Raw genomic sequence first — 25336 nt, forward strand, 5'->3', positions numbered from 1 at the left:
TAACATTTTCAATGTTTTAGTGGGTTTTGAGGTGCTTCTTGATAAAATCTACATATGTCTCCAAAACCGGCTAAAGAGAGCCTTCATTCCGTATTTTGCGCCCAGGATATCGCTCTAGATACTGCCTATCAAGGTATTGATAGCAAAAGCTGGAAATCCCTTTTTCGCCAGGCCAGAGAGTCTCATTTAGAGCAATTTATTGAGGACCTATTTGCCGGCAAAGCGGTCAATACCTCAGAAAATCGCCCCGCCCTCCATTCCGCTCTCAGAAATTTAGATAAAAAACCTGTATTCGTGAATGGTCAGGATGTTATGCCTGAAGTAGCGGATGTTTGGCATCGCATCGAAGGTTTATGCAACAAATGGGTTGGTGTAACCGATGTCATTCATATTGGGATTGGAGGATCTGATTTTGGTCCTCGTCTCGCAATTGAGGCATTAGCACACGTACCCGATATTGATAGTCGCGGTATGCGCATGCACTTTCTGGCCAATATTGATACAGCGGAACTAAATCGCATACTGCATCGCGCACATCCCAATAGCACCCGCGTCATCATTGTCTCTAAGTCATTTACTACGCTAGAGACCACGATGAACGCCAAAGCAGTGGTGAAATGGCTTAAAGATAGCGGTCGCAATGATGTTCAGATTACTCAGGCCTTATTTGCCGTAACTGCAAACGTAGCAGCTGCCCAAGAATTTGGAATTGCTAAAGATAATATTTATCCATTTTGGGATTGGGTTGGTGGTCGCTACTCTGTGTGGTCTGCCGTTGGCCTCCCAATAGCCTTGCAATATGGATTCGATACGTTTAAAGAGTTTCTGGCCGGTGCACAGTTTATGGATCAGCATTTTATGTCAGCGCCTCTCGAAGAAAATCTTCCTGTCATCATGGCGCTTGCGCTGATTTATCAACAAAAGAAGCATCGCATTAAATCCTATGCGGTGATTCCATATGCCGATGCTTTAGATTGGTTTCCGAAGTGGTTGCAACAACTGGACATGGAGAGCAATGGTAAAAGCGTTGATAAAGACGGTATGCCAATCAAATATTCTTGCCCTGTCGTGTTTGGTAGCTCTGGCAGTAATGCCCAGCATTCATACTTTCAACTATTGCATCAAGGTTTAGATGTGATTCCGATTGACTTCATTGCGATTCGCGAACCGATGAGTCATCTTGCGGAAGCTAAAGCACATCACCGTATTTTGCTATCGAATTGCCTAGCTCAAGCACAGGCTTTGGCGAATGGTAAGAAAACAGATAATCCTAACAATACCTATCCTGGAAAACGCCCTAGCAATTTGTTGATTCTTCCTAAGCTCAATGCTTTTTATCTTGGCGCATTATTGGCGCTTTATGAAAATCGCACTACCGCGTTGGGCGCAATTTGGAATATCAATAGCTTTGATCAACCTGGCGTTGAGCTAGGAAAAGTGCTTGCTAAGCCCATTGAGCTAGCACTTAAAAATGGGGTGACTGTACAAGCAGATGACAGCATCGATGCAACTACTGCCGCCCGTATTAATCTTTTTAACCAGTCTTGAGTCATTTCATTAGCGCTATTTCGTAAGTTACCCAAAGGAAACTCCATGCAACTATCGCCAACGATATTTAAAGCTTACGATATCCGCGGTATCATTAATGAGACCCTTGATCCCTCAATTGCTAAATTGATAGGACAAGCTTTTGGTACGGAGATGCGCGAGTTAGGTGAGACTGATGTTGTCATCGGTCGCGATGGTCGCCTATCAGGCCCAAGCTTGATTGAGGCCTTAACTGAAGGTCTACTCTCTACTGGTATCAATGTCATTGATTTAGGTATGGTGGCCACTCCGATGGTGTACTTTGCAGCCAATCAAACGATTGATGGCAAGAAGCCAAAATCGGGCGTCATGATTACTGGCAGTCACAACCCACCGAACTACAACGGCTTCAAGATGGTATTAGGTGGCGCCGCTATCTATGGCGATCAAATTCAGGCTTTACGGAAACGCATAGAAGCACAGAAATTTACGACCGGTCAAGGCACTCGCTCTACCTTTGATATCTTCCCGATGTATCTCCAATACATTGTTGGCGATATCAAATTGGCTCGCCCGATCAAGATAGCGGTTGATTGCGGTAATGGCGTCGGTGGCGCCTTTGCTGGCCAGTTGTTTAGAGCGCTCGGCTGTGAAGTGCAAGAACTCTTTTGCGAAGTAGATGGTCATTTCCCAAATCACCACCCTGACCCAGCTCATATAGAAAATTTACAAGATCTGATTCATAACTTGCAGACTACTGATAATGAATTAGGTCTTGCTTTTGACGGTGACGCCGATCGCTTAGGCGTAGTCACCAAAGATGGTCAGGTGATTTTCCCTGACCGTCAAATGATGCTCTTTGCTAAAGATGTACTCTCTCGCAATCCTGGGGGTCAAATTATTTATGACGTGAAATGCACTCGCAATCTAGCAACGTGGGTGAAGCAGCATGGCGGAGAACCGGTGATGTGGAAAACAGGTCACTCACTAGTGAAAGCTAAGCTCAAAGAAACAGGCGCTCCATTAGCAGGCGAAATGAGTGGGCATATATTCTTTAAAGACCGTTGGTTTGGATTTGATGACGGCCTTTATACTGGCGCTCGTTTGTTAGAGATTCTTTCGAAAGAAAAAAATCCTAATCAAACCCTCAATGAATTACCTAATGCGATCTGCACACCGGAACTGCAATTAGCCTGCGCTGAAGGCGAGCCTTTTGCACTTCTTGAGACAATGAAAGCCAACGCATCCTTTCCATCATCAGAATCCATTAATACGATTGATGGCATCCGTGTGGAGTATGCCGATGGATTTGGCTTAGCACGACCATCGAATACAACGCCAGTTGTAGTGATGCGCTTTGAAGCAGATAGCGATGAGGCCATTAAACGCATTCAAGCCGAATTTAAAATCGCCCTATTAAACGTTAAACCTGACGCAATCCTCCCCTTCTAAATGCAGATCCGTTCAAAATTTTCCAGTCTTTATCTTTGGCCTTTGTTGGCCTGGCTCATGCTGTTCGTGCCTCTATCTTCCAGCCATTCAAAAGAATCTATCTCCGATCCTATTCGGGTGCAATTAGCGTGGATGCATCAAAGTCAGTTTGCGGGGTTCTATGTTGCGCAAGTGCGTAAGCACTTTGAGAATGAGGGGTTGCATGTCACTCTGATTGAAGGTGGCCCCAATATCAACCCTATTACTGAGCTACAAGAAGGCAGAGCCGATGTAGCAGTTTCTTGGCTGGCAAATGCTTGGAGTTTATCTGCTGACCAAAAGCATGTCACCAACATCGCGCAAATATTTTCTGGCTCCTCGCTAGCAGTCATATGCAGAATCAGCGCTGGCGTCTTTACCCCAAAAGATATCACCGGAAAAAAAATTGGTGTTTGGGGTTTGGGTGATGAATTAGTTGTCAATGAGATGTTAAATCGCTTGGAAATTCCGCAAACTTCCGTAGAGTTAATTAGACAGGCGCCTAATGGACAGGATTTAATTGACGGCAAGGTTGCCTGTGCTACGACAATGGCTTACAACGAATATTGGCAAATTTTGGAAAAGGGCATTCCCTCAACTGACCTCATCGTCATTAGCCCAGAACTTTTTGGCATTCCGCATATTGAGGATGGTCTGTACGTCATGACGGATCGCCTCAGCTCCTCGGTATTTCGGACGCAAATGGTCAAGCTAGTCAAAGGACTACGTACCGGCTGGAAAGAGGCTCGCATTGCACCTACTCTGGCAGTTGAAATTATCCAACGCAAGGCCACGGTTCTAAATAAAGAACATCAGAAGCATATGTTGGAGTCAGTATTGGGCATCATTCCTGTAAATCCTAATGAATTTGGCTTATTTGATTTGGGTCGCTATCAATCCGAAGTCAATCGCCTCCTATCGCCGGACAAAGTCAATCCAACGCCCGAACGTATTTGGACATACGATATCTGGAATGAGCTTAAAAAGGAGGATAAAAATACTACTCCTTTAACCCAGGCTACCAAGTTCTACGTTTCCAGCACTACCGGCATGCTGGCATTCAAAATTTTGGTGTATTTCGGTGTCTTTACCTATGCTTTATCCGGAGTTTTAGAAGCCATTCACCGTGGCTATGACTTATGGGGGCGACTCATTTTGGCCTTCTTATCTGGGGTTGGGGGCGGCACCCTAAGAGATCTTTTAATCGGTGGCGATCGATTGCCTTTCTATTACGTTAAAGACTTAACGTACCCGCTAGGGATTTTATTGGTCGTTCTCATTACGTCTTCTATTGTTGCCGCACATCAAGATGCGCATATGAGTGATCTATTTAAGAAAACGAAAAAGTATGCTGATATCTTGGGATTCACATCATTAGCCATTACTGGAGCAGCTATTTCTATTTCATCCAATCTCCCGTGGTTCTGGGCACCCATCTGTGCGGCATTAACTTGCGCTGGTGGCGGTATGCTCAGAGATATTGTGGTAAATCAAGAACCCAGTACGTTTAAAGGGGTTATCTATGAAGAAGTTGCCGTTGTGGGGGCCCTATTCCTAGTGGGAGGCCTGATGGTTGCCAACCATTTTGAATACACCGCATTGCCCGTTTACTTAAGTCTAATTCTAAGTATTATCCTCATCATTTGTCTGAGGCTGGCAATCTACAAATACCATTGGCGTTATCCCAAATTTTTAGGCGGCTCGGGCTTGGACTCAGACTCGCATTAAAGCTTGCTAAAGAAGCTCATTATTTTTTTAGTGAGTGTTTGGCGTCTTTCATTGACGGCCTCTTGTTGATTTGCAAGGCTCAAGGTCTTTTCATTTTGCGCCATGCGCATAGCCAATAGACTGGAAATGCGCTCGACTAGAATAGGCTTGGCCTGCAGAATCGGCGCCAAATCCTGCTTACGAATCTCAATGAGATGGGCGTTATCTCTGGCGAAAACATCAGCTGAACGGGGCTCGCCAGTTAATAAAGACATTTCACCAACACAATCTCCTGGCCACAAAGATGCCAGAATGACTTTCTCACCATTGTCTTTATAGGCAACTACCTCTAGGATTCCTTCGGCGATGATGTACATGCTGTCGGCCATTTCACCACGAGAAATAATTTGCTGACCGGCGTTATAGTGCAATGAAATGGCATTGTCTGAAAGCTTAACTACCTCCTCTTCACTTAACACTTTGAGAATGCCAAATGGATAGACATTTTGTAGTGGTGGGAAATGACTGGAGTGTAGCGATGAAACCGATTGCACCAGAATAGACGACTCAAGACTGATTCCAGAAGACTTCAGAAACCGTAAAATACTTTTGAGTACCAGATGCTTGGACTGGTTTGCAGAGTAGTCTGAAGCGCATTCGTAGCGGATCTTATAAGTCACGCTACCCGTTTGGACCAGAGTGACATAATTCCGAAACCAGCCAGTGAATTCTGGGTTATTGCGACAAACATACTCCAGAGCAGCATTCAAAATTTCTAAAATACGATCTTCGTTGTATTGAATATCCAATTGCAATACAGCTTCACGAATACTTTGCTGGGTTTGCTGGCTAATATTTGTAAATTGCAGCGCTAAAAATCGATTATTAGGAATACGGAACACTCGTAAATCACCATTTGTCTCCAAAGAGACATAGCGTCTATCCATTTCCTTAATCTGCGCGGAAACTAGATTTCCATTTTCGCTATATTCCACCCAATCACCGATAGCAATCAGATGGTCAGCCTGTAAGGTAATGCTGGCAGCAACGTCAGCAATCAAATCTCGGAATGCATAGCCAACTGCCAAACCCAAGGCGCCTGAGGCGGCTAATAGAGTGCTAATCGATTGATCGTAGAGAAGAATAAAGCCTAGCAATCCTATTAAGGTGTAAATCAGGATTGTGCCGGCCTGAACGAGAACGGCTGGAATTTGTCTATGCCGCTTTCTGGCATTCATGCGCAATACCGAAATGCGGAAAACGCAATCCAAAGTAAACGCAAATAAAGCAAACTGTAGTGCCGAAAGAATATCGCTTAATACAGGCAACTTATCAAGGTTCAAATGGGTTTCTTGCCAGCCCCAGGGAGTGCCAAGAGTATTACTCATCAGGTGGCCTAAAGCATAGTTGAGCAAAGCCAATACCAATAGAAACAGTTTTGGTCTCTTAAAAAAGAATTTCAAAATGCGTTTCCTGTATATCGATATTTAGCATGCCAAACTGCCAGCACCATCTTGGGATAAGCATCCTGCCCAAGACTGCCGTTATAGCGCGCTAGACCTCGAGCAATATTTTGGCCTTCTATTTCCAAATAATGTTTCAAGATAATGCAGCCATAGCGCAAATTAGTGCGGACATCAAATAGAGAGTCCCGTGTATCCCCAATTAAGTCCTTCCAAAATGGCATGACTTGCATTAAGCCGCTTGCTCCAACTCCAGAGATGGCAAAGCGATTAAAGCCGCTCTCCACCTCAATCAGCGCTAAGACCAAATCAGGGTCTAAATTAAAGCGGGTCGATTCATAATGAACCATCCGCAACCATTCACGCCTAAGGGATTCATTCGGAATTTTGTTACGAAGATTGCGGGACTGATACGAAATCCATTCAACCGCTTTGGTGGCCGAATCAAAAGAGCTGATTGGCAGAGCCTCCGATGTTAATGACTGCCTTAACTCATAGCGATTCGCTAATGAGATTTCTTGATAATTCGGGGCAGCAAAAGCAATATTGCTCACAAGGAGCAATAAAGTCATTGGGTAGATACCAAAAATGTTCATTACCCCGTAACCACTTGACCCATTTTAAAGATTGGCAAATACATCGCCACCAGAATAAAACCGATCACGCCACCCAAAAAGCAAATCATGATGGGCTCCATCATTTGTGACATTTTATCGACAGAGGAATCAAATTCTTCCTCGTAGAAGACGCTAATGGTTTCTAGCATTTCACCCATATTGCCCGTTTGCTCCCCAACCGAAACCAATTGAGAAAATGTACTAGGAAACACTTTAATTTTTCCCAATAAAGCTGATAGCGGCTCCCCTGAAAATACTCCCCGTTTAGCTTCCTGAATGCCATCGCGAATCACTTCATTTTTACTGGATTCGGCTGTGATATCCAAGGCTTCAATCACAGGCACACCCGCATTGGTCAGGTTGCCATAGACCATTGCAACCTGGGCGATATTGGAGTGCAAAGCCATATTACCAATCAGGGGCATGCGCAATATCAACTGATGCCATTTCTTTCTGATCACGATATTTCTCTTAATGATCATGCGAAAAGCCACAAAGCCACCAATTAGTAGGACTGCCAATATACCTCCGCCCATAGGGTCGCGGATAAAGTTACTTAAATTGACAATCATTAGAGTTGGCGCTGGTAACTGAGACCCAATATTGCCAAACATCTGGGCAAAGACTGGCACAACAAAGATCATCATGATCGCTAGCACGATGGTTGCGACTATCAATAAGATGGTTGGGTACAACAAAGCAGACTGAATGCTTTTACGTATTTTGATCGTCTTACGAATACTTAAAACGAGCTTATCCAAAAAGATATCTAAGCTACCGCTGGACTCACCAGCCCGCACTAAGTTGATGTAAATGGAGTCAAAAATATCAGGGTGTTTTCCAAATGCTTTTGATAGACTAGAACCAGCCTCAACGTCTTGATAAATTTCTGCAAAAGTCTTTTTCAGTAAAGGATCCTCTACCTGATCTTTAACCATTTCTAGCGACGGTAAGATCGCTAGACCTGAGCGCAGCATCGTTGCCATTTTCTTGGTAGCAATCATGATGCTTACCAGCTTTACTTTACGCGGTAGGCTGAACTTAAAGTTGAACGTGAGCGCTTTTTTCTCGGTCGCCTCTTGTTCTCGTACACCTTTCACGAGGTGGGTAATGATCACCCCATCCTCTTTTAATTTATAAGCAGCTTCATCACGTGTTAAGGCGCTAATAGTCCCACTGATATATTGGGTGTTTTTAATGCCCTTCCAATTGAAATCTGCCATACAGTCTTATTTAATTGAAAATCAGATTGCGCTGGAATTCGTGAATCGTTAATACACCATCTTGAATCATTGCTCTACCAATTTCTTGAATTGGCCTAAATCCATCATGGAGTGCTATTTCACGCAAAGTAGTAGCAGGCTCATTATTGATAATTGCTGCACGCAATTTGTCATTAATGTGCAAAACCTCATAGATACCCATGCGGCCTTTGTAACCTGTGTTATTGCACTTGTCACATCCAGCACCGATATAAGGTTTAGTCGTTTTCGCTTCTGCAGGACTAAAGCCTAAATCGAGCAACAATGCCTCATGATTGCCAGCATGCTCATGTTTGCAGTGGGGGCAAATTTTTCTGGCTAAACGTTGCGCCACAACCAAGGTCAGCGCCGCTCCTATTAAATAACCAGGAATACCCATATTCACCAAACGTACGATGGTGCTAATCGCATCATTTGCATGCAAAGTAGATAAAACCAAGTGACCTGTCAGTGCTGCTTTAATGGAAATATCGGCAGTATCTTTATCGCGAATCTCACCAACCAAGATCACTTCCGGATCTTGACGCAAAAAGGAGCGTAAGGCTTGCGAGAAAGTCAAACCAATATCATCCCGAATTTGTACCTGGCCAATACCATCAACCGTAAATTCCACTGGGTCTTCGGCAGTCAGGATATTAATATCGGGCTTATTCAGCCTGCGTAAAGCACCGTAGAGAGTGGTAGATTTTCCAGAGCCTGTTGGTCCAGTAACCAAGACCATACCCTGCGATGCATCAATGGCATCTGTCAGTTGCTTATATTCTTTCTCAGGAAAGCCGAGGTGATCCAGATCGAAAGAGACGCCTTCGCGATCCAGAATACGCATCACAATCCGCTCACCATATACTGTTGGCAATACGGACACACGCAAGTCAATATCTCGGTTATTTGGGAGCGCGGTCACAATCGCGCCATCTTGTGGCAACCGTTTCTCTGAAATATCGAGAGACGCCATAATCTTGATACGAGTAGTAACAGCAGAATAATTGCTAAATAAAAAGTCCTTGAGTTCTTTTCTTTCTTGCAAAACGCCGTCAATACGATAACGCAAGGCTGCAACATCTTTATAGAGCTCAATATGAATATCACTAGCGCCTTTTTGCACGGCATCAAAAATTAAGGCATTTACAAATAGAATAATTTGGCCGCCTTGATCCTCTTGAGGGGCAGCGGCGGTGCCTGTAGCATTTTTGGAGCCAACTGCTAAAGAACTTGCTTTGCTTGCTTTTTCACCAAAGAGATTGCCGCCCTTCTTCTTTGGCTTTAAGGCATCCTTCATTTGTATTGCTGTGGAATTAACACTGCCACTTAGAGGAGTGCCACTTATTTGGAGGGCAAGCGCAGGATCAGTTGCTTGTTGAGAAGCAATAACATCGAGTAAACGTTGCATTTCTAGGGGTGAAATGACATTTGCCACAATCTTTTTGCCGGTGATTAATTTTGCACTACTAATACCGCGAAGTGCGCTTGGCTCAGAAATTGCTACGGAGATTTCTTTATCATCAGCCGCAAAAGGAATAATACGGTTATCAATGACATAGTTTCTAGGAATCACATCGGCGTAATGACTTGAAAAATCTTCCAAGATAGCCATTGGAGCGGGAGGCAAATCCAAGTAATGCGAAAGACTTTCTTTTACCTTTTCATCACTCACATAACCAGCATGTACTAGAACGTCGTAAAGTAATTTCCCATTTTGACGACTTTGTTGCTCTGCCAAACTGTAGTTTGCTGAGTTAACCAAGCCCCGATCCAAGGAGAATCGGGCCATTTCTTGGGAAACATCAACAAGAGTAGCCATTTTATTAGTTGAGTACCTTCGGCGCAATAAATACTAATAATTGTGTCTTATTGTCAACTTGCCTGTTATAGCGGAATAGTGCACCTAAGAAAGGGATATCGCCGAGCAGAGGCACTTTAATCACTTTATTTTCTTGAGTCTGATCATAGATACCGCCAATGACTGCAATCGTTCCATCCTTAATTAATAATTTACTGCGCACTTCGCGCTTATTAATCGAGGGAGGGGAAGTTGTATAGTTCGGTGAATCTTTATTGACCACCATATTTAAAAAGAGATTGCCATCGCCAACTACACTCGGTGTTACTGTAAGTTTTAATGCAGCGTCTTTGAATTCATAGGTAATCTGGTTGGTTCCAACACCAGGAACTGGATAAGGAATTTGTACACCGTCGATAACTACAGCCTCCTCGTTATCCATCGTAAAGACATGTGGGTTAGAGACAATCTTCATTAAGTTTAAAGACTCCAATGCCGTCAATTCCACCTTTAATGCAGATGCTGAGGTTTGATATAAATAGCCCAAACCAAAAGGGTTCAATGCTGCGTTTACGGGCTGATTAAATACTGAGCCATTGGCAGTACCAAGCGCAATATTGCTCGCGGAACTATTAGGACCAGCAACCCCGACACCACCAATTGAATTCACACCGCTAGACGATGCGGAATAAGCGCCTAAACGAACACCCAATTCTTGCTGCCAATTATCTGAAGCCTCCACAATAAAGGCCTCAATTAACACTTCTTGTGTCCGAATATCTAATTTAGAAATTAACTTGGCAGCCAATTCCATTTCACTCTTGGTGCCTTTAACAATGATGGAGTTAATTCGCTCATCAGTCGTCACTTCAATAATCCCACCTGGCGGACGCACTGCAGCTGCCCCACTCGGTGTTGTGCCACCAAAAATGGCCTCGAGCTGTTGCTTTACTCTGGCTGGTCGCGTGTAATACAAACGGAAGATTTCAGTGTACTGGGTGCTCACAATACGCTTAGCGGCTAGTTGCTTGCTAATCTCCTCGAGGCGTTTACGCTCGAACTCATCACGTGCTAAAAGTGTCTCAGGTTTTTGAATTCGAATGATTCCAGCATCACTATCAACGCTCTTGGATAAACCTTTAATGCGGAGAATATTATCTAGCGCCTTTTCCCATGGCACATTAGTAATTTTTACTGTAACAGTACCTTCGACCTCATCACCTACCAAGATATTAACGCCAGATATTTGGGTCATTGCTTGGGCAAGTTCACGGATATCGACATCGACGAAGTTCAGTGTCACATTAAATGATTTCCACTGACCATCTTCTGTGCGTTGGGACTCATTAATAAAGTTACGCCTTTGTGAGTCTAATTGCTCATTGGACTTACGATCAATCTTAGGCCCAATATCAAGTGTCTTTTGTGTCTTTGGCGCCAAATCAGACATGATTTGTTCTGGATCTAAACCCATCTTTTCGCGCATCTGAGCATTAGATTGTGGCGGAGCAGATTGACAGGCTACAAGTAGCGCAGCGGATAGTGCCAGCAAAATTCTGAGAGCGCGTAATGTTAATTTCATCGCGCACCTCCAGCCGACTTATTGGGATCCGTAATAGGAAATTGCCCAGGCTGAGATTGCAAAAATAATCTCACCTTACCATTAGGCTGCCGCAGAATCACACCATCCATATCGATATCAGAGATGATGCCACCCTGATTGCCCAATCGGTCACCAACTTTAACCACAAAACTTTCCCGAAAATCCGTACGAATCATTGCTGCCTTCACGCTATTGGAAACCACCACACCCATGATGATGTAAGACTGAGGATCCGCCATCACCAAAGGGGAGTACCTGGGATCTCGCCCTCCTTCAATCATGCCGCTAGATGACTTTGAGAAAGGATCGCGCTCTATTGCACGGCCACTTGGATCAGCGGAGTTTGCATTCATGATGACTTCTTCATTTTTACTAAGGCCCGAAGTATCATTTTTTGCCTTAGGAGGAGCAGCCACAGCATTAGCAATGAGGTATTGCCCTATCTTCTGAATCTTTTCTTCCACCATTACTAATAATGAAGTCGTTTGCTTCTCTGGTGCAGTTGCAGAGGCAAGCTTTGTCTGCAACTTATCAGGTAATCGATAAGTCGATAACTGGGCTTTAATTTGCACTAAACCATGGGTATCACCACTGACCAAAGTAATTTGCTCTTTATCAATGTTGACACTCTTTTCGAATCCCGCTAAGAGCTTGCGATAGCGCATATAGCGACTATAGTTTCCTGACATTTCCACTTTTAATTTAATTCTGTAAAAAAGTGGTGGCGCAGTGGGCGCACCCGGTGCTCCTTGCGCAACTTGTGGATTGTTTGGTAGGTTATTGGGCGCTGATGGAGTACCAGGAGCCTTAGCTGACTGCCCAGCTGGTAATGGTTTACCACCCGGATAAATAGCCTCTTCCCCGTCAGTTGCCAAAGAGGTAATCGTCATGCCTTGCGAGGAAGCCATTTGGCTCAGGCGTTGGTAAAGCTCTTCTAACTCAGATTGAACACTAAACAATCGATTGAGCTCGATGTAATTCATTTCGGTTTGCACCAGATCTTCGTGCGCCTTCCGATTGGCGATTTCTAAATATTTAATTTTGGCTTCCATTTCTGGAATGGCTGCAATCTTTTGCTCAATTGCATCACGCTCCGCCAGATAAGGCATGAAGATGAAAACAATGTAAACAACAAACACCAGGACGCCAAGGGCAGACCACAAGACAATTTTTGCCTGCGGCCCCTTGAGAGACGAGTTCTTTGTTAGTAGTTTCTTAAACAACAAACCAATATCGAGATTTTTTAATTCGGAGAGATTCATATTGAGTTCAATTGCGTTTTGGTAATGCTGATGTTTGATTAGCAACGGGCTGATCTAGCTTCAGCACGCATCTGACTTCAAAACGCTTGTAGGAGCTGACGCCGCCTCTACGAGGAGACGTTTGTGTAGCAGCAACCATATTCATAGTACTTAAGGAGGCCTGAGCAATCACAGGCAATGCTTGCAAGCGATCGACTAAATTGACAATCACTTGATCATTCACCGCATCACCCTTAATAACCAAGGTCGCTGGATCATCAAAATTGAGTTCCGTAAACCAAACGCCGCCCGGCACAACCCCATTAATTGCATTGAGCATCTTGTATGTGCTCGCTTGATTAGGCTTAAACTCATTGCTTGCTTGTAGCATTTGGGTATAGCGCGATCTTTGAGCGGTCAGTTTAGTCAAGATATTTTCTTTAATCTTGACATCCTCCTCTAAACGTACCGCTTTCTGATATTGCGGATCTGATGTTCCTGAAGAGAAAAACTGGTTAATCAAGGTCAACAATACAAAAATAGCAATCACTACACCGGCAGCCCTAATACCCAATTTGGATAATACTTTCCGTTTTTCAGCATTACGGACCGTATCGCGATTAGGCAACAAGTTGACGTTGTTCACGCCAGTGACATATTTATAGTAGCCAAATATATCTACCTTACGCGTTGCCAAGCCGATGGCAGAGCTAAAAACGGAAAGATTTTTCTCAGCCTGAATCGTCTTTTGGAGGTTTTCGGGAACAATTAAATCGTCCAAAGGATCGAATAATTCAACCCGATACCCATCCAAGCATTTTTTCATTTGCAACAATAATTCGCCTACATCAGATATCGGCGAGACTAGCAATACTTTTTCAATCAGATTGGAGCCAACCTTCGTCTCATAGGCTCTAAATGCCTGACGAATTTGACCTGATAAACGGTCGTATAGACGATCGCCCGCCTCACCGACCGGCACGCCATTTTCAATGAGCAAGCGGTCTGCTTCAGAAACATAAATATCGTAAATAAAGGGAGCATCATCAGTCACGATCAATACATAATTTTCATTAGGGCCAAATTCAATTAAGGCCGTCGTATTGATTGAGCGTAATTTTTGGGTTTTAAGGGCATTGCGGATAGCAAAACATCGTACGTCTACTACCACTGGATTGAGGCCGGCCTTAGTAGCAATCTGCACATACTGATTGATTTCAGACAGCTTAGAGGCGACAAACAATAATTCCATCGTGTTGTCTGAAGCATTACGTCGTATGACTTGCCAGAAGATCGAGTATTCCTCGAGTTTCTCAGCCAGCTGAATGATATTGCTCCACAAACTGTCATATTCAATAGCACTCTGAATTTCTTCATCACTCATCAAAGGCATCGTTACTGTGCGCACAATCGCACTCGTAATCGGAATAGAGATGGCTACGTTTGGTGTCTCTAACTTGGCACTATCTATTAGCTCTCGTAGTTTATTGACATACAAGTCATGATTTGTATGAATATCCGTTAGGTTAGCTTTGTCACTGATGTATTTGGAGCCTACTTTTTCTAGCAACCAATGGCCGCGATTCTCCGTCAACTGAGCTACTCGAATGAAATTGGGAGTGATGTCTACCCCCACTACGTCTTCTTGTTTGACGGAGTATTTGCTTAATAAATCAATAAAAAACCGCATCAGCGGCTGCAAGGGATTATTCATTTAGAAAAGCTAAAAGCAAAGACATATTTATCGATAACTATATAGTAAGCAATGCTCAATATACCCTTTTTTCACGCCAAGACTTGTATTTAACGCGCCCAGTGGACGATGCATTACTTGAACTTAACTTGGCCAAATTATCCCGACCAGATGGTAGAGAGCTACCAGGCGCCAAATTACTCATCCCGACGTAAATATTGCCCTTAGAGTCAACTACCGGCTGGGTTGCCAAGCCCTGCCCTATTACTGCGCCGCCGCTCCCCGCCTCACAACTATCGGTCATCTCAATTAAACGGCTTGTTCCATAAAGTGGGCATGAGGCTGCTTCAGGCTGGTAGGCTGAAAAATAGACGTACTTGTTATAAACGGCGGCTCGGCCCACAATTTTTTGATAATCGGCGGCAGCACTAACGGCTGTTTTTGCATAGACATCGGCATACCAAGAGTTATTCACGTCGCATTGCTGAGTATTGACATTAGTGAAAGTACTGACTGTTTGGCCGGTCTTGGTTAAATATGTTGCCGGGAAGTCGGTATCCATGACCCCGAAAATTCGATTATTAATGGTAGAAACCCGCCTTTGAAGCCGCGTTTGGTCGCCCGAGCCGAAGAAGTTAAAGAGGCGATTGACTGAACCTCCTCCAGTAGCAGTTCCCGAAACAATCGTCGAGCCCAATTGGTTATAGGCCAATCGATCGTTTGCCAATGTAGCCTGATCCAAGAAGGACTGGTACAGGGTAAATAGGCCAGCATTAGCATCAGAAAGGCTGGCTTTGCTGAGGTTGTATTTCCAGAGCTTGCCTTGCAAGTCCGTGAAGTAAGCAATCCCCCCGTAATAATTAGCCAATGAAGTTCCATCGCCAGTAATCACCGTTAAATTTGCAGTAACACCATTTGGAATATTGGAAGCAGTATCACTAGTTACTGGAGTCACCGCCAACACATGACCTCCCGTTGAAGCCACGACACTCGCACCTGTCGCACCGCAAGATGCAGTGGTTAAGCTGGAATCAGGCTCAAGCTCCAACACATAGGCGTAAGAGCCGTAGGAACTGGCAGCAGTAGTACCGGTCGAAGAGGCTCCCCCAGCAAAGCCCCCACCAAAAACAGCTACCCAGCGTTGACTGGTTGAACCCTTGGTATAGGGAAGCAACATGATGACAGGGCGAGACCAAGCACCGCCCAACTTGGAGTAATCAAAAGTGCTACAACTTGAGTTGTAGGCGAAGGTCGATTTTTTGCCGCTCGCGTCCCAATAATTAATCACTTTATTCGCAGTGTCATTGTTAACGGTAAACAAGTGCGCTGGAGCATCGGGGTTCGTTACATCTAAGGCGTAATAACTATTGCCACCCCAACCTAAGCCCCCCATCAAGACCGTTTTCCATTTAGCCTCGCCATAAAAATACACATCCTTGACGGTAATAGGTCCATCTACACTAAAAATACTATTACTGGTTCCCGATCCCGCATTCAGACCTGTTGTACCGGTCATATTTCGCAACATCGGCGTTACAGAGGGCGGTACAAATGCCCAACGTTCATTCAGGTCAGTATCGAAGGCATGTAGCATGCCATCGTTTGCTCCTACATAGAGTTGCGTACGACGATTCACATTGCTATCAATAAAGGTACTGTAGTTATATTGGTATCTAAAGTAAGCCTCTGACTTGCCAAAGGTATTCACATCCGAACTCCAAGGCGCATTCGGAATACCAACCAGCACCATTTCAGAGTGATAGGTATCGCCTAGGACCGAGGTGCGGACTGCAGTCTGCGCTGAATTCTCTTCCCAGGAGGAATTAAAACCACGCACAAAGTTAATCAGATTCTGAGTGGTAGCGGTACTGCTGGTAGCTGGACAGTTGTAGAGCAAACTCTCTAGTTTGGCCGTATTACCCGTAGTGATGTTGTTGTAATTGCTATCTAAAGGCAGTGCGCTAGACATACATAAAGGGTCATAGCCCACAGTCCAAATCGATCTACCACCTGATGCATATGAACCTGTACCACTAGCTCTCGCAAACAATTTACTTTGGGCTGTCACGGGGGGATCTGCGCTAATCCCTCCATTAGCATCGAGTTGATAACGTTTGATCTCTCCTATCCACTGCTTGTCTTTTTGATATTGAAAGAGCGCTTGATAAATAGTGCCATCACCAATGACTGGCGGCGCATACGTTTGCCAAACATCCGATCTTGTACTGCTGCCAGCAGGCAAAGATGCTGTCTTGGTTGGTAGGGATGGCGCTACCGCTGAGCCACTAACACCCTTGAATCCAAATCCATAAGCAATGGTTGGATAAAGCGGGTCATAACCTAAGGAATACACACCCGCTCCTACAGTTGTTAGCGCATTAATAACCTCTGTACGTGATGAACCTGCACCGTAGTAAATATAAAAAATAGCCGATTCATTACACAACAAATCACCGAACTGGAAAGTAAATGAAGCGCCCAAATTGGTATCTTGATTATTAACGCGCCCACCTATTCCCGTGAAATCCACGCGGGTTGATGTAGTCACTGGCAATGGTGCTGGTCTGCAATTAATAGTGGGATTTGGTGTAATGGAATACCAAGATCCACCGTTATTACACGAGTCATAAATCTTCGGTGTATAAGCGCTAGCATAAGAAGCGGCGACCCCCGCCTGATCCGTCAGGACAGTAGTTAAATTATTCAGGATGTCCCAGTCCATAATTCGTCGATAGCGCACATCCGTCAGCGTTCCACCCGAGATATTGGTAATGGTGACTAAGGCCTGAAATAGATTCGGGTTGGTGGTTCCGCTGGTGGGTCCATAAACGTGCGTGACTTCCAGCAAAGGTGCTTTGCTAGTATCAGCAGGATCGCTAATCCACACGGTAGACTTGATACTGGTGGAATCAACCACGAAACTTTTCACGGTAATGTTTGCCGATACACCGCCAGCATCGACTGAAGCCGTTCCTGCAATCGCTTTTCCAGAAACAGGCATAACAGCACTGGCACCCCAGCCCTCCCATTTTCTGCCAGGGGCTGTGCCGTCATACCAACCGGCGGGATAGTTGGTGCCGTTACCTGAAATCGGCCTTCCGCCACCCCACTTATAAGCCGTTCCCACCGATCCTACCGGAGAGGTATTGAGCGTATTGGCATTATTAGCAACTGTTCCCGAACCGCCAGGCGTATTTAAATTGCCCGCAGGGTTAACACCCAAAGCAATCGTTTGGCTAGCAACAGTTGTATTGTTGTGAATGATTCCCCAGGAGGGAAAATTTTGCGCACTGGCCGCAGTCGAAAATACAATCAAGGCGGCCATTAGCCAAGCGCCTAATAGCAATAGCTTCTGACGACAGGATGAGCGGATTTTGTCTACATTTTTCATGGTTTTATGGGGTGTAAGACACCACAACCTCCAAAATTGAGCGACTAGAATTTGACTGCCAAAAAGTTTTATTAATTTTGTTGCCAGTAAGGGGTACATTAAAGTTACCAATTGCGGTAATTCGAATGGTGTATGTGAAAGTGGAGAGTCCATATCCATTGGTGGTGCCGACCTCATTGCCAATACCCAGAGATGCGGTACTGGCCAACTTTTCTACAATGCAGGATGAATAACTTGCTCTACCTGCTCGCTCTTTAAACTTCGCACTACGACTATCTGTTTGCCCCAAGGGTACGGTGTCGGCCAATATTGTTTTACCGCTCAGGGGATTGCCTGCGCTAGCCAAGTCATAGGGTGCGCCCACGCCATTGACCCAAGACTTTCCAGAGCTCGTGTCTAACCACTCAATCGCATTATCAAAACAGGTTTCACCGGCTTCAATCGAAACAGGCTTATTTGCCACCGCTGCCACTAAGTCAGCTTGGGTTGAAGCAATATAGGCAATACCTGCGCCCATCACCATCAGCACCAATAACAAGATCAGCGTCACCACTAAAGCAAGGCCCGATTGAGCGGAGTTTCGCGCGCTCAATTTATCCTGAACGATACGAGGACGTCTAGGGAACCAGTGAGACATTCTTGGCCCTCGTAATGACATTAAAGGTTTTGCTGACCACTCTAGATGAGCCATCAATTTTTTGTGGCGATTGAATCGTCAATATCGCCTTCACTGTTTGTGGCTGGCCTGAAAAAGTGCCAGATGATTTGAGATTGGCAGCCTGAACAGAAAAGGTTGTTACCCAATCTAAGATCGGCTCGCCACTAGTCTGGCCATAAATGGGGGTGGAGTTTGCCAGTGTGCATAAGGTGCTCGGGTTATTGCATTTACGCCATTCCCGCATCAATCGTTGGCGTTGATTTCCAGAGGCCGGAGTATAACTATTCAGGTAATAGCGGATTAAGGCTCGATATAGCACGCCCTGATCATCGTAATCGTCATAAACCACAATTAAGTCATTCCCATTGCTAATAGAGATGGCCTGATTGGCGGGCATGGGATTCACATCGTTGTAGTCTAAATAACCCGCCATCCGAATGTCCGCCTTCAATAAATCAATCGCCCTTAATGCATTCCGGCTAACTTCAGTTTGAGCGCTTAATAATTGATGTTGTTGTGCGAAGAAAGAATATCCAGCATACGTTCCGGCGATCACGATAGCAGATACAGCCAGGGCCACCAAGAGTTCCACCAAAGTGTAACCTCGTTCAGATGTAGGCATGAGTCGAGCACTTGAATGAAGCATCATCGCTTTCTCAACTTTCGCGTGAAATAGGCACTAACACTGCCACCACCCGTTACAAGACTCACATTGACAATTAAGCCTGTACCATCATTTGTGACGTCAACTTGCCGAATTTCTTGACCCGATGCAGCATTAAATGCGCCGATATTGGCATTGAGGTCATCACACCATTCCCGCCGATCATCTCCTGTGTTGTAGCTAGAACAATTATTCAGCGAGCCTGAATATTGACTGGCATTGACAAAGGGATTTAATGGGTCAGTACTTGGGCGCATTGCCTGAGCACTGATGGTCTCCACAATACGATCGGCCATTAAATTGATATACATTCTTTTTTCAGAATCGGCGATCACTTGCTGCGAAGCGCCAAAGAAAAAATAGAGGCCACTAAATCCAATCGTAAAAATGGCCATAGCTACCAAAGCTTCGACTAAGGTAAAGCCCTGGCTAGGATGTCTAATGACCCGAGCGCCCATTAATCCTGCTCCACCCAAGCGTTACCATTTTCTTTCCAACGATACTTCTGTACGAAACCAGTGGTTTGATTCACCAGCACCCGATACCCGCCAACTTTAGTCTTATCGCCACCACGATTCAGCTCAATATCAATTGCACCGCCTCCTTCTATTGATGCTAAGCCATTCGAGGTAAATACTCCGCGTCCAGCACTACAAAGAGTGCTCACCATAGTAGAGTCGCCTGACAACACATTAAAGTTCACATTTGTGGAGCTGGGGTCTTCTAATAAGTTACTCGAAAAACTGCTGGAAACGCTTGATGCCACAGATTGAGGATTAGATGAAATTTGATAAGTCAGGTTGGTGGGAGAACTACAAATCAATACACCTGTGCCATTGATGGTGCGTACGCGAGTCTTAATAAAATCAATGGTTGAAAGCAAAGCAAAATAATCGGATTCCAAACTACGCTTGGCCCGCCAATCCATGATGCTCGGGGTAATAAAGGAGCTCGCAATCAGCAAAATACCGACTACGACAATCACTTCAAGAAAGCTGACCCCTTTTTGCTTCATGTCGCGTCAATTTGCCCCGCTTGCACTAATTGCTGTATTGAGGCATCCATCGTCATCATGCCCTCACCTCGCGCCGTTTGCATCACACTCTGAATTTGAAATACTTTGTTTTCTCGAATGAGGTTACGTACCGCAGGGTTACAGGTCATCACTTCAAAGGCGCCAACTCGACCAGGGGCATCTTTCTTCTTAAATAATCGCTGGGTCATGACTAAGCGCAAAGACTGAGAAAGTTGTGCGCGTACTTGATCTTGCTGTTGTGGGGGAAAGACGTCGATGATGCGATTAATCGTATTCGGTGCACCACTGGTATGCAGAGTACCAAATACCAGGTGGCCTGTTTCAGCAGCCGTCAAAGCCAACTGAATCGTTTCTAAATCGCGTAACTCGCCCACAAGAATCACATCCGGGTCTTCACGCAATGAGGCGCGCAATGCCGATGAGAAAGAAACCGTATCGCGCTTTACCTCTCGTTGTGAAACAACGCTCTTTTGGTTCTGGTGAATAAATTCAATTGGATCCTCAATCGTGATGATATGTTCGTGACGCGTCCGATTAATACGATCAATCATGGCAGCTAAGGTGGTCGATTTTCCCGAGCCTGTTGGACCCGTAACCAATATCAAGCCATTTTCCAGCTCGATGACATCACGAGCAACCGGCGGTAATCCCAATACATCAAATGCCGGAATTTGCGTCTCAATCTTTCTCATGACTGCTGCTAAACCACGCGAGGTTCTAAATAAATTCACCCTAAAACGAATATCTGCTGCCTCTACTGCCAGATCAGCATCAAATTGTTCATTAAAGACCGCCTGCTGTTCTTTGGTGAGTTGTTGGGCAATGAATTCTTCCATCTCCGCCTGAGTCAGGATATCGTCGGGAAAAGTTTGGATGACGCCATCTACCCGAATAGACACAGGTTCATTGGCATGAAAATGCAAATCCGATAATTTATGCGAACCAACATAGCGCAACGCCTTATCCATCAAGCTCATAGTGATTTCACCTTTTAAATAATGATGTATTGAATTAAATTAGGGGCCAGCAGAAAAATCACGCCTGCCAAAATTAAAAAAGGGCCAAAGGGCAACATGCGCTCGGGGTTCCACCGTTCTCGGTTCAGCAGCATTTGCAAACCTACTCCCATTAAAGCCAAAACCGTTGCTAAACCCAGAATGGGCATGATGGTAATCGCACCAAGCCAAGCACCCAGTGCGCCTAATAGTTTGAAATCGCCGCCGCCAAAGCCATCACGACCCCGCCAAAGCCAATATAGAAAATTAATCAGCCAAGGTAATAAGTAGCCCACTGCAGCACCCAGAATGGCATCTACTGGCGCTAGTGGTAATAAATCAAAAGCACTACCTAAAAGACCGAGCCATAAAACGCTATAGGTAAAACAATCGGGCAGATAGTAAGTTTCTAAATCAATGTAGAAAAGGATGATGAGCAAGGCAAATAAAACGGAATACAACACTGTTTGAAAACTGAAGCCAAACTGAACATAACTCCACGCAAAAGCGAGACCAGTGAATAGCTCCACCATCAAGTAGCGCGGTGAAATATTGTGACCGCAAGCGCGACATTTACCCTTTAAGCGCAACCAAGAAAACAGCGGAATATTGTCCCGCCAAGAAATCGTTTGACCGCAACAAGGTGTTGTTGAAGGAGGATGAAAAAGACACCTCCAGGGGGAAGCCTCGCTCTCACCTTGCGCAGTCGATTCAGAAACACCAAAAAGCGCCTTAGGCATGCGCCAAATCACCACATTCAAAAAGCTACCTACTATCAGGCCTAGCAATAGGAAATAGAATGCGCCGACCGCTGATGTTTTAAAGAAAAGATTGAAGTGTTCAGCCATAAAGATGAATAGCTAAAATCCTGTTTTAACATTTTGTTGGTTAATCGAATACGTCAAACTAGAATCACTTCTCGATTGCGCATAAGCCACATAGTCATTGGAATTCACACCAGTGCAACTTCCTGACGAACCCACCGTGCCTGGTGAAATGTAAAAAAAGAAATCATTACTTGCCCCCACCACAATCGGACCAGAGGCTGGTGTTGTAGAACCTAGTAAGTATTGATTGACACTAGTAGATTGATCACCAGAACCGGGCGTAATGTAATAACAATAGTTTTCTGCAAAATAATTTTTCTGCATTAAGAAGATTGTCTTGAGAGTATTTTGCGCTTCCGCATTTTTGGCAACACGAATGTTATTGGTGTAAATGGGTGTGCCAATCGCAGCCAGAATCGCAATGATAGCGATCGTGACTAATAACTCCATCAAGGTAATGCCTAACTGCCCTCTTCTCTTTACCGAACTGATTTGCACCGCTACGCTCCTAAAAAAATGACCCGTAATAACGGGTCACTTATCAAACTTAAAGCAAACTCAGAGTCGCTTTAGTGAAAAATTACTGTACGCTGATGCACTCCGCTGCGGCTGGATATGAAGCAGTAGCGTTGGTGGCTGGATCAATAATCTTCGCCTGAATGGAAACACCAGATGGGCATGATGCAGTTGCTGCTCCGCTGATGCCAATCTCACCATTGTTTGCTGGGGGGATAGTGCCGTTCACAGCAGTAGTAGAAGTGCTGTCGTACGGGTTCTTCATCGTTGCCAAACCATAAGCCGTGAAATACGTAGCGGCTGCAGTCGCGGTTAAACCACCAGGACAAGTAATCGTTGCGCCGCCTGCCTTCGGGTCAGCCAAAGTTGGGGTCAAGCCAGCAGAACACTTAGTTACTTCACCAGCAATAAAAGTTTTCATACCATCAAAGTTTTGCTTGGTAGCACTGACCTTCGCAGATGCTTGGTAGCCGTTGTACATTGGCACACCAATTGCAGTCAAAATACCAATGATGGCAATCACCACCAATAGTTCTACTAGCGTAAAACCTTTTTGTTTAGTTTGAATATTCACGTAAAGCCTCCATGGGTGTTTGGTAACAAGTTAGCATTTTTAGTATTTATAAATCAACAATTCCAAATGAGTATGGTACTTATATACCAATTTCATCATAAGTTGCTGATTTAACAACGCTCTCAACTGATTTTATACATGTTTAGAACGGAATCTACTATTTCTTCAATTCCTTTTGCAAAAGTTCAATATTTCCTTGATGCAAACTTTGTTTCTTTTGTAAGGCAGCAAGTTCTTTTGCTTTGTTCGCTGATTTATTAGATGGGCTATTCAGGTTAGCAATCTTTGCATTGATCGCATCGAGCCGATCTTGCTCAAGAACCAACTCTTCCTGAATAATGCGCTTGCGCTCTCCTTGGGCATTCTCATAATTCGACTTGTTTTTAGCCTCTTTACTATTAGCGGCATCAGATGATTTAGCGGAGGCTGCAGACGAAGCATCCATTCTTGCCCGCTTCTCTACAGGCGGCAACACCATTTTTTTACAATTCTTATCTTTTTGAATATTGGATAGCGTAATGACGCCTGGAGTATCGTCGCAACGATAAATATCGGCATGAACAGTTGTCACCGTTAGAATCGATAATGTCGCTAAGCCCAGTCCGACAAGCCTTAGAATCCTTGGTGTGGCTATATTTATGGCTTTACTTCTTTTCATCTAATAGCGGCACCAGGTACATCGATAAGATCTTGGTTGCAATACCGTACTTTTCTTCCAGCTCTTCCGTACGAACTACCTCACCTTCACAAGAGAAGGTTAACTGCCCCGTTGGGGAATCGAGCGTTACTAAAAACTCAATGGTGCTGCCGGGCTCTTGAGGGCTGTTGACCTCCAAAAAAACGCCGCTAGCACTGACATCCCTCGTAATACCTTGCACACCATTGATAGTGACTGGCAGTTCAGTTTTAACGCGATCGGCCGTACGGATTTGATGTGTTTTATTTGTCATTATTTAGTAATGTAATACCGCTACATTGTGATTATTGCTTCTTCACACCCTATTATGAATTGTCTTTAAAGAGTGGCTCGATTTTTTAATAAAATGGTCCGCCAACGCCCCCCCTTGTAATTGTCTTAAAAAGTGTTTAATTTCATTAAATTTGCACTATTTTGGTGAATAAATACTAGTAAATTTAATAACCACTACTACGCAAGTACTATAGATCTAGTACACTCACGCCATGTTAATGCCAATAGCTAAAGGTAATCGTTTGGGTAGTACCGCTCAAAACACCGTTAATGTTTTATTGATTGATAGCCACCGCATTACCTTGTGGGGCTTAAAGCACCTCATTGAAAGCTCAGGCAATTTCTCCGTTTGCGCTTTAGCTACCAATCAAAAAGAAGCGCTCAAATACATTGACGAGCACGCTCCGGACATCATCATTCTTGAACCAGATCTAGACGGTGAGAATGGTATTGAGCTGATCCCCACCCTACTGCAAAGAAGTCATGCGAGACTAATTGTTCTCACGGGTCTGAGAGACTCTGATGCACACGACCTCGCAATTGTTAAAGGTGCGCGTGGCGTTCTCAAAAAATCTGATTCGCACGAAAATCTTTTAAAAGCAATAGAAAAAATTCATCAAGGTGAATTGTGGGTAAATCGCGATGCAACATCTCGCATCTTGATGCAGATCGCTCAGGCAAATGCGCCTAAGGAATACACTCCAGAAGAGAAAAAATTAGCGTCCTTAACTCCTAAAGAAGAAAAAATTGCGCGCACCCTACTCGGCCATAGTGAAAAACCCTTAAAAGAAATTGCTGGGTTGCTGCATATTAGCGAACATACTCTACGCAACCATTTGGCCTCCGTTTACGAGAAACTAGGCACACGTAATCGCCTAGAGCTTTATGTTTTCTGCTCTAAACATATGACATAATTGATTGATGAAATCCAAGTCGCCTCCTAAAGGCACTTCTTCCAACACACAACGGGCTCGCGCAGATCGAGTCAAAGCAGAACTCCCCATTACTCTAGGCAATCATTCCGGAAAAATACGGGATATCAGCGCCACTGGCATTTATTTTGAAATCCCCGAAGAGAAAAAACTTGGCTCGCAGGTGAACTTTGTCATTGATCTAACAACGCCTGGAGGCCCCTTGCAAGTGCAATGCACAGGTCAAGTTGTGAGAGTCCAAAATGCTGATGGCAAATTCGGTATTGCCGTAAAGATTACGAATTCAGAACTAAAGTAGTCGCACAAAAAATATCGGCGGACTGTATGCCCGCTCTTTCAAGTCTGCTGCAAAGGCTTAAAGACTTAACTCAACCTTAACCTCTACATCAAGCCCTTTCAATTTCATGAAG

Annotated in this window: 23 protein-coding genes; 5 read left to right on the forward strand and 18 right to left on the reverse strand. The window is 44.5% G+C overall.

The genetic code is table 11. The annotated features are described in order from the left end of the window. Positions 1 to 54: 54 nt before the first annotated feature. The 3 genes from pgi to B6A14_RS08995 are packed head-to-tail and all read left to right on the forward strand — an operon-like array spanning position 55 to position 4725. On the forward strand, positions 55 to 1548 hold the full coding sequence (gene pgi, locus B6A14_RS08985; protein WP_087910116.1) for a glucose-6-phosphate isomerase: 1494 nt from the start codon (positions 55 to 57) through the stop codon (positions 1546 to 1548). A 45-nt stretch (positions 1549 to 1593) separates the two neighbouring features. Then, entirely contained in the window at positions 1594 to 2979 is a 1386-nt protein-coding gene (locus B6A14_RS08990; RefSeq protein ID WP_087910117.1) for a phosphomannomutase/phosphoglucomutase, read from the forward strand. 57 nt (positions 2980 to 3036) lie between these two features. Beyond that, positions 3037 to 4725: a TRIC cation channel family protein gene (locus B6A14_RS08995; protein ID WP_161491121.1), complete on the forward strand. Its 1689-nt coding sequence runs from the start codon at positions 3037 to 3039 to the stop codon at positions 4723 to 4725. On the opposite strand, the gene B6A14_RS09000 is transcribed toward B6A14_RS08995, so the two are convergent. The 18 genes from B6A14_RS09000 to B6A14_RS09080 form a co-directional block, all read right to left on the reverse strand. Then, a complete protein-coding gene (locus B6A14_RS09000) occupies positions 4722 to 6092 on the reverse strand; it encodes a mechanosensitive ion channel family protein (RefSeq protein WP_129560419.1) in 1371 nt (456 codons plus the stop codon). The genes B6A14_RS08995 and B6A14_RS09000 overlap by 4 nt on opposite strands. Positions 6093 to 6163: 71 nt before the next feature. Next, positions 6164 to 6763 carry a lytic transglycosylase domain-containing protein gene (locus tag B6A14_RS09005; RefSeq protein ID WP_087910120.1) on the reverse strand — a complete coding sequence of 200 codons (600 nt, stop codon included), beginning with the start codon at positions 6761 to 6763 and terminating at the stop codon, positions 6164 to 6166. Next, complete coding sequence (locus B6A14_RS09010) at positions 6763 to 8007, reverse strand: type II secretion system F family protein (RefSeq protein ID WP_087910121.1); 1245 nt, start codon at positions 8005 to 8007, stop codon at positions 6763 to 6765. Before B6A14_RS09010 ends, B6A14_RS09005 begins: the two co-directional genes overlap by 1 nt. A gap of 10 nt (positions 8008 to 8017) precedes the next feature. Further along, positions 8018 to 9847, reverse strand: a complete 1830-nt coding sequence (locus B6A14_RS09015) for a GspE/PulE family protein (RefSeq protein ID WP_087910122.1) — start codon at positions 9845 to 9847, stop codon at positions 8018 to 8020. 4 nt (positions 9848 to 9851) lie between these two features. Continuing rightward, positions 9852 to 11408 (reverse strand): type IV pilus secretin PilQ, encoded by a 1557-nt coding sequence (gene pilQ, locus B6A14_RS09020; protein WP_087910123.1) that lies wholly within the window; start codon positions 11406 to 11408, stop codon positions 9852 to 9854. Continuing rightward, positions 11405 to 12691: a hypothetical protein gene (locus B6A14_RS09025; protein WP_087910124.1), complete on the reverse strand. Its 1287-nt coding sequence runs from the start codon at positions 12689 to 12691 to the stop codon at positions 11405 to 11407. The genes pilQ and B6A14_RS09025 overlap by 4 nt, the downstream gene beginning before the upstream one ends. Before the next feature lie 7 nt (positions 12692 to 12698). Beyond that, positions 12699 to 14384: a pilus assembly protein PilM gene (gene pilM, locus B6A14_RS09030; RefSeq protein ID WP_087910125.1), complete on the reverse strand. Its 1686-nt coding sequence runs from the start codon at positions 14382 to 14384 to the stop codon at positions 12699 to 12701. 55 nt (positions 14385 to 14439) lie between these two features. Beyond that, on the reverse strand, positions 14440 to 17754 hold the full coding sequence (locus B6A14_RS09035; RefSeq protein WP_161491122.1) for a pilus assembly protein: 3315 nt from the start codon (positions 17752 to 17754) through the stop codon (positions 14440 to 14442). Between the two features lie 4 nt (positions 17755 to 17758). Continuing rightward, positions 17759 to 18391 carry a hypothetical protein gene (locus tag B6A14_RS10275; RefSeq protein ID WP_161491123.1) on the reverse strand — a complete coding sequence of 211 codons (633 nt, stop codon included), beginning with the start codon at positions 18389 to 18391 and terminating at the stop codon, positions 17759 to 17761. Next, positions 18372 to 19034 (reverse strand): PilW family protein, encoded by a 663-nt coding sequence (locus B6A14_RS09040; RefSeq protein ID WP_236635703.1) that lies wholly within the window; start codon positions 19032 to 19034, stop codon positions 18372 to 18374. The genes B6A14_RS10275 and B6A14_RS09040 overlap by 20 nt, the downstream gene beginning before the upstream one ends. Positions 19035 to 19057: 23 nt before the next feature. Then, positions 19058 to 19534 (reverse strand): type II secretion system protein, encoded by a 477-nt coding sequence (locus B6A14_RS09045; RefSeq protein WP_087910128.1) that lies wholly within the window; start codon positions 19532 to 19534, stop codon positions 19058 to 19060. Beyond that, on the reverse strand, positions 19534 to 20091 hold the full coding sequence (locus B6A14_RS09050; protein ID WP_087910129.1) for a pilus assembly FimT family protein: 558 nt from the start codon (positions 20089 to 20091) through the stop codon (positions 19534 to 19536). Before B6A14_RS09050 ends, B6A14_RS09045 begins: the two co-directional genes overlap by 1 nt. Continuing rightward, positions 20088 to 21089 (reverse strand): type IV pilus twitching motility protein PilT, encoded by a 1002-nt coding sequence (locus tag B6A14_RS09055; RefSeq protein ID WP_087910130.1) that lies wholly within the window; start codon positions 21087 to 21089, stop codon positions 20088 to 20090. Before B6A14_RS09055 ends, B6A14_RS09050 begins: the two co-directional genes overlap by 4 nt. Before the next feature lie 14 nt (positions 21090 to 21103). Then, positions 21104 to 21955: a prepilin peptidase gene (locus tag B6A14_RS09060; protein WP_087910131.1), complete on the reverse strand. Its 852-nt coding sequence runs from the start codon at positions 21953 to 21955 to the stop codon at positions 21104 to 21106. Between the two features lie 12 nt (positions 21956 to 21967). Continuing rightward, positions 21968 to 22432 (reverse strand): prepilin-type N-terminal cleavage/methylation domain-containing protein, encoded by a 465-nt coding sequence (locus B6A14_RS09065; RefSeq protein ID WP_161491124.1) that lies wholly within the window; start codon positions 22430 to 22432, stop codon positions 21968 to 21970. Between the two features lie 82 nt (positions 22433 to 22514). Further along, entirely contained in the window at positions 22515 to 23024 is a 510-nt protein-coding gene (locus B6A14_RS10530) for a pilin (RefSeq protein ID WP_330831796.1), read from the reverse strand. Positions 23025 to 23181: 157 nt separating this feature from the next. Next, on the reverse strand, positions 23182 to 23682 hold the full coding sequence (locus B6A14_RS09075) for a hypothetical protein (RefSeq protein ID WP_236635704.1): 501 nt from the start codon (positions 23680 to 23682) through the stop codon (positions 23182 to 23184). Next, a complete protein-coding gene (locus B6A14_RS09080; RefSeq protein ID WP_087910134.1) occupies positions 23669 to 23974 on the reverse strand; it encodes a PilZ domain-containing protein in 306 nt (101 codons plus the stop codon). Before B6A14_RS09080 ends, B6A14_RS09075 begins: the two co-directional genes overlap by 14 nt. Before the next feature lie 232 nt (positions 23975 to 24206). Here B6A14_RS09080 and B6A14_RS09085 point away from each other — a divergent pair, with 232 nt between their 5' ends. Beyond that, positions 24207 to 24908 carry a response regulator gene (locus B6A14_RS09085; RefSeq protein WP_087910135.1) on the forward strand — a complete coding sequence of 234 codons (702 nt, stop codon included), beginning with the start codon at positions 24207 to 24209 and terminating at the stop codon, positions 24906 to 24908. Positions 24909 to 24915: 7 nt separating this feature from the next. Beyond that, positions 24916 to 25224, forward strand: coding sequence for a PilZ domain-containing protein (locus tag B6A14_RS09090; protein ID WP_087910136.1), 309 nt, complete (start codon positions 24916 to 24918; stop codon positions 25222 to 25224). Positions 25225 to 25336: the final 112 nt, after the last annotated feature.

This window comes from Polynucleobacter hirudinilacicola (genome assembly GCF_002192535.1).
GTDB classification, from domain to species: domain Bacteria; phylum Pseudomonadota; class Gammaproteobacteria; order Burkholderiales; family Burkholderiaceae; genus Polynucleobacter; species Polynucleobacter hirudinilacicola.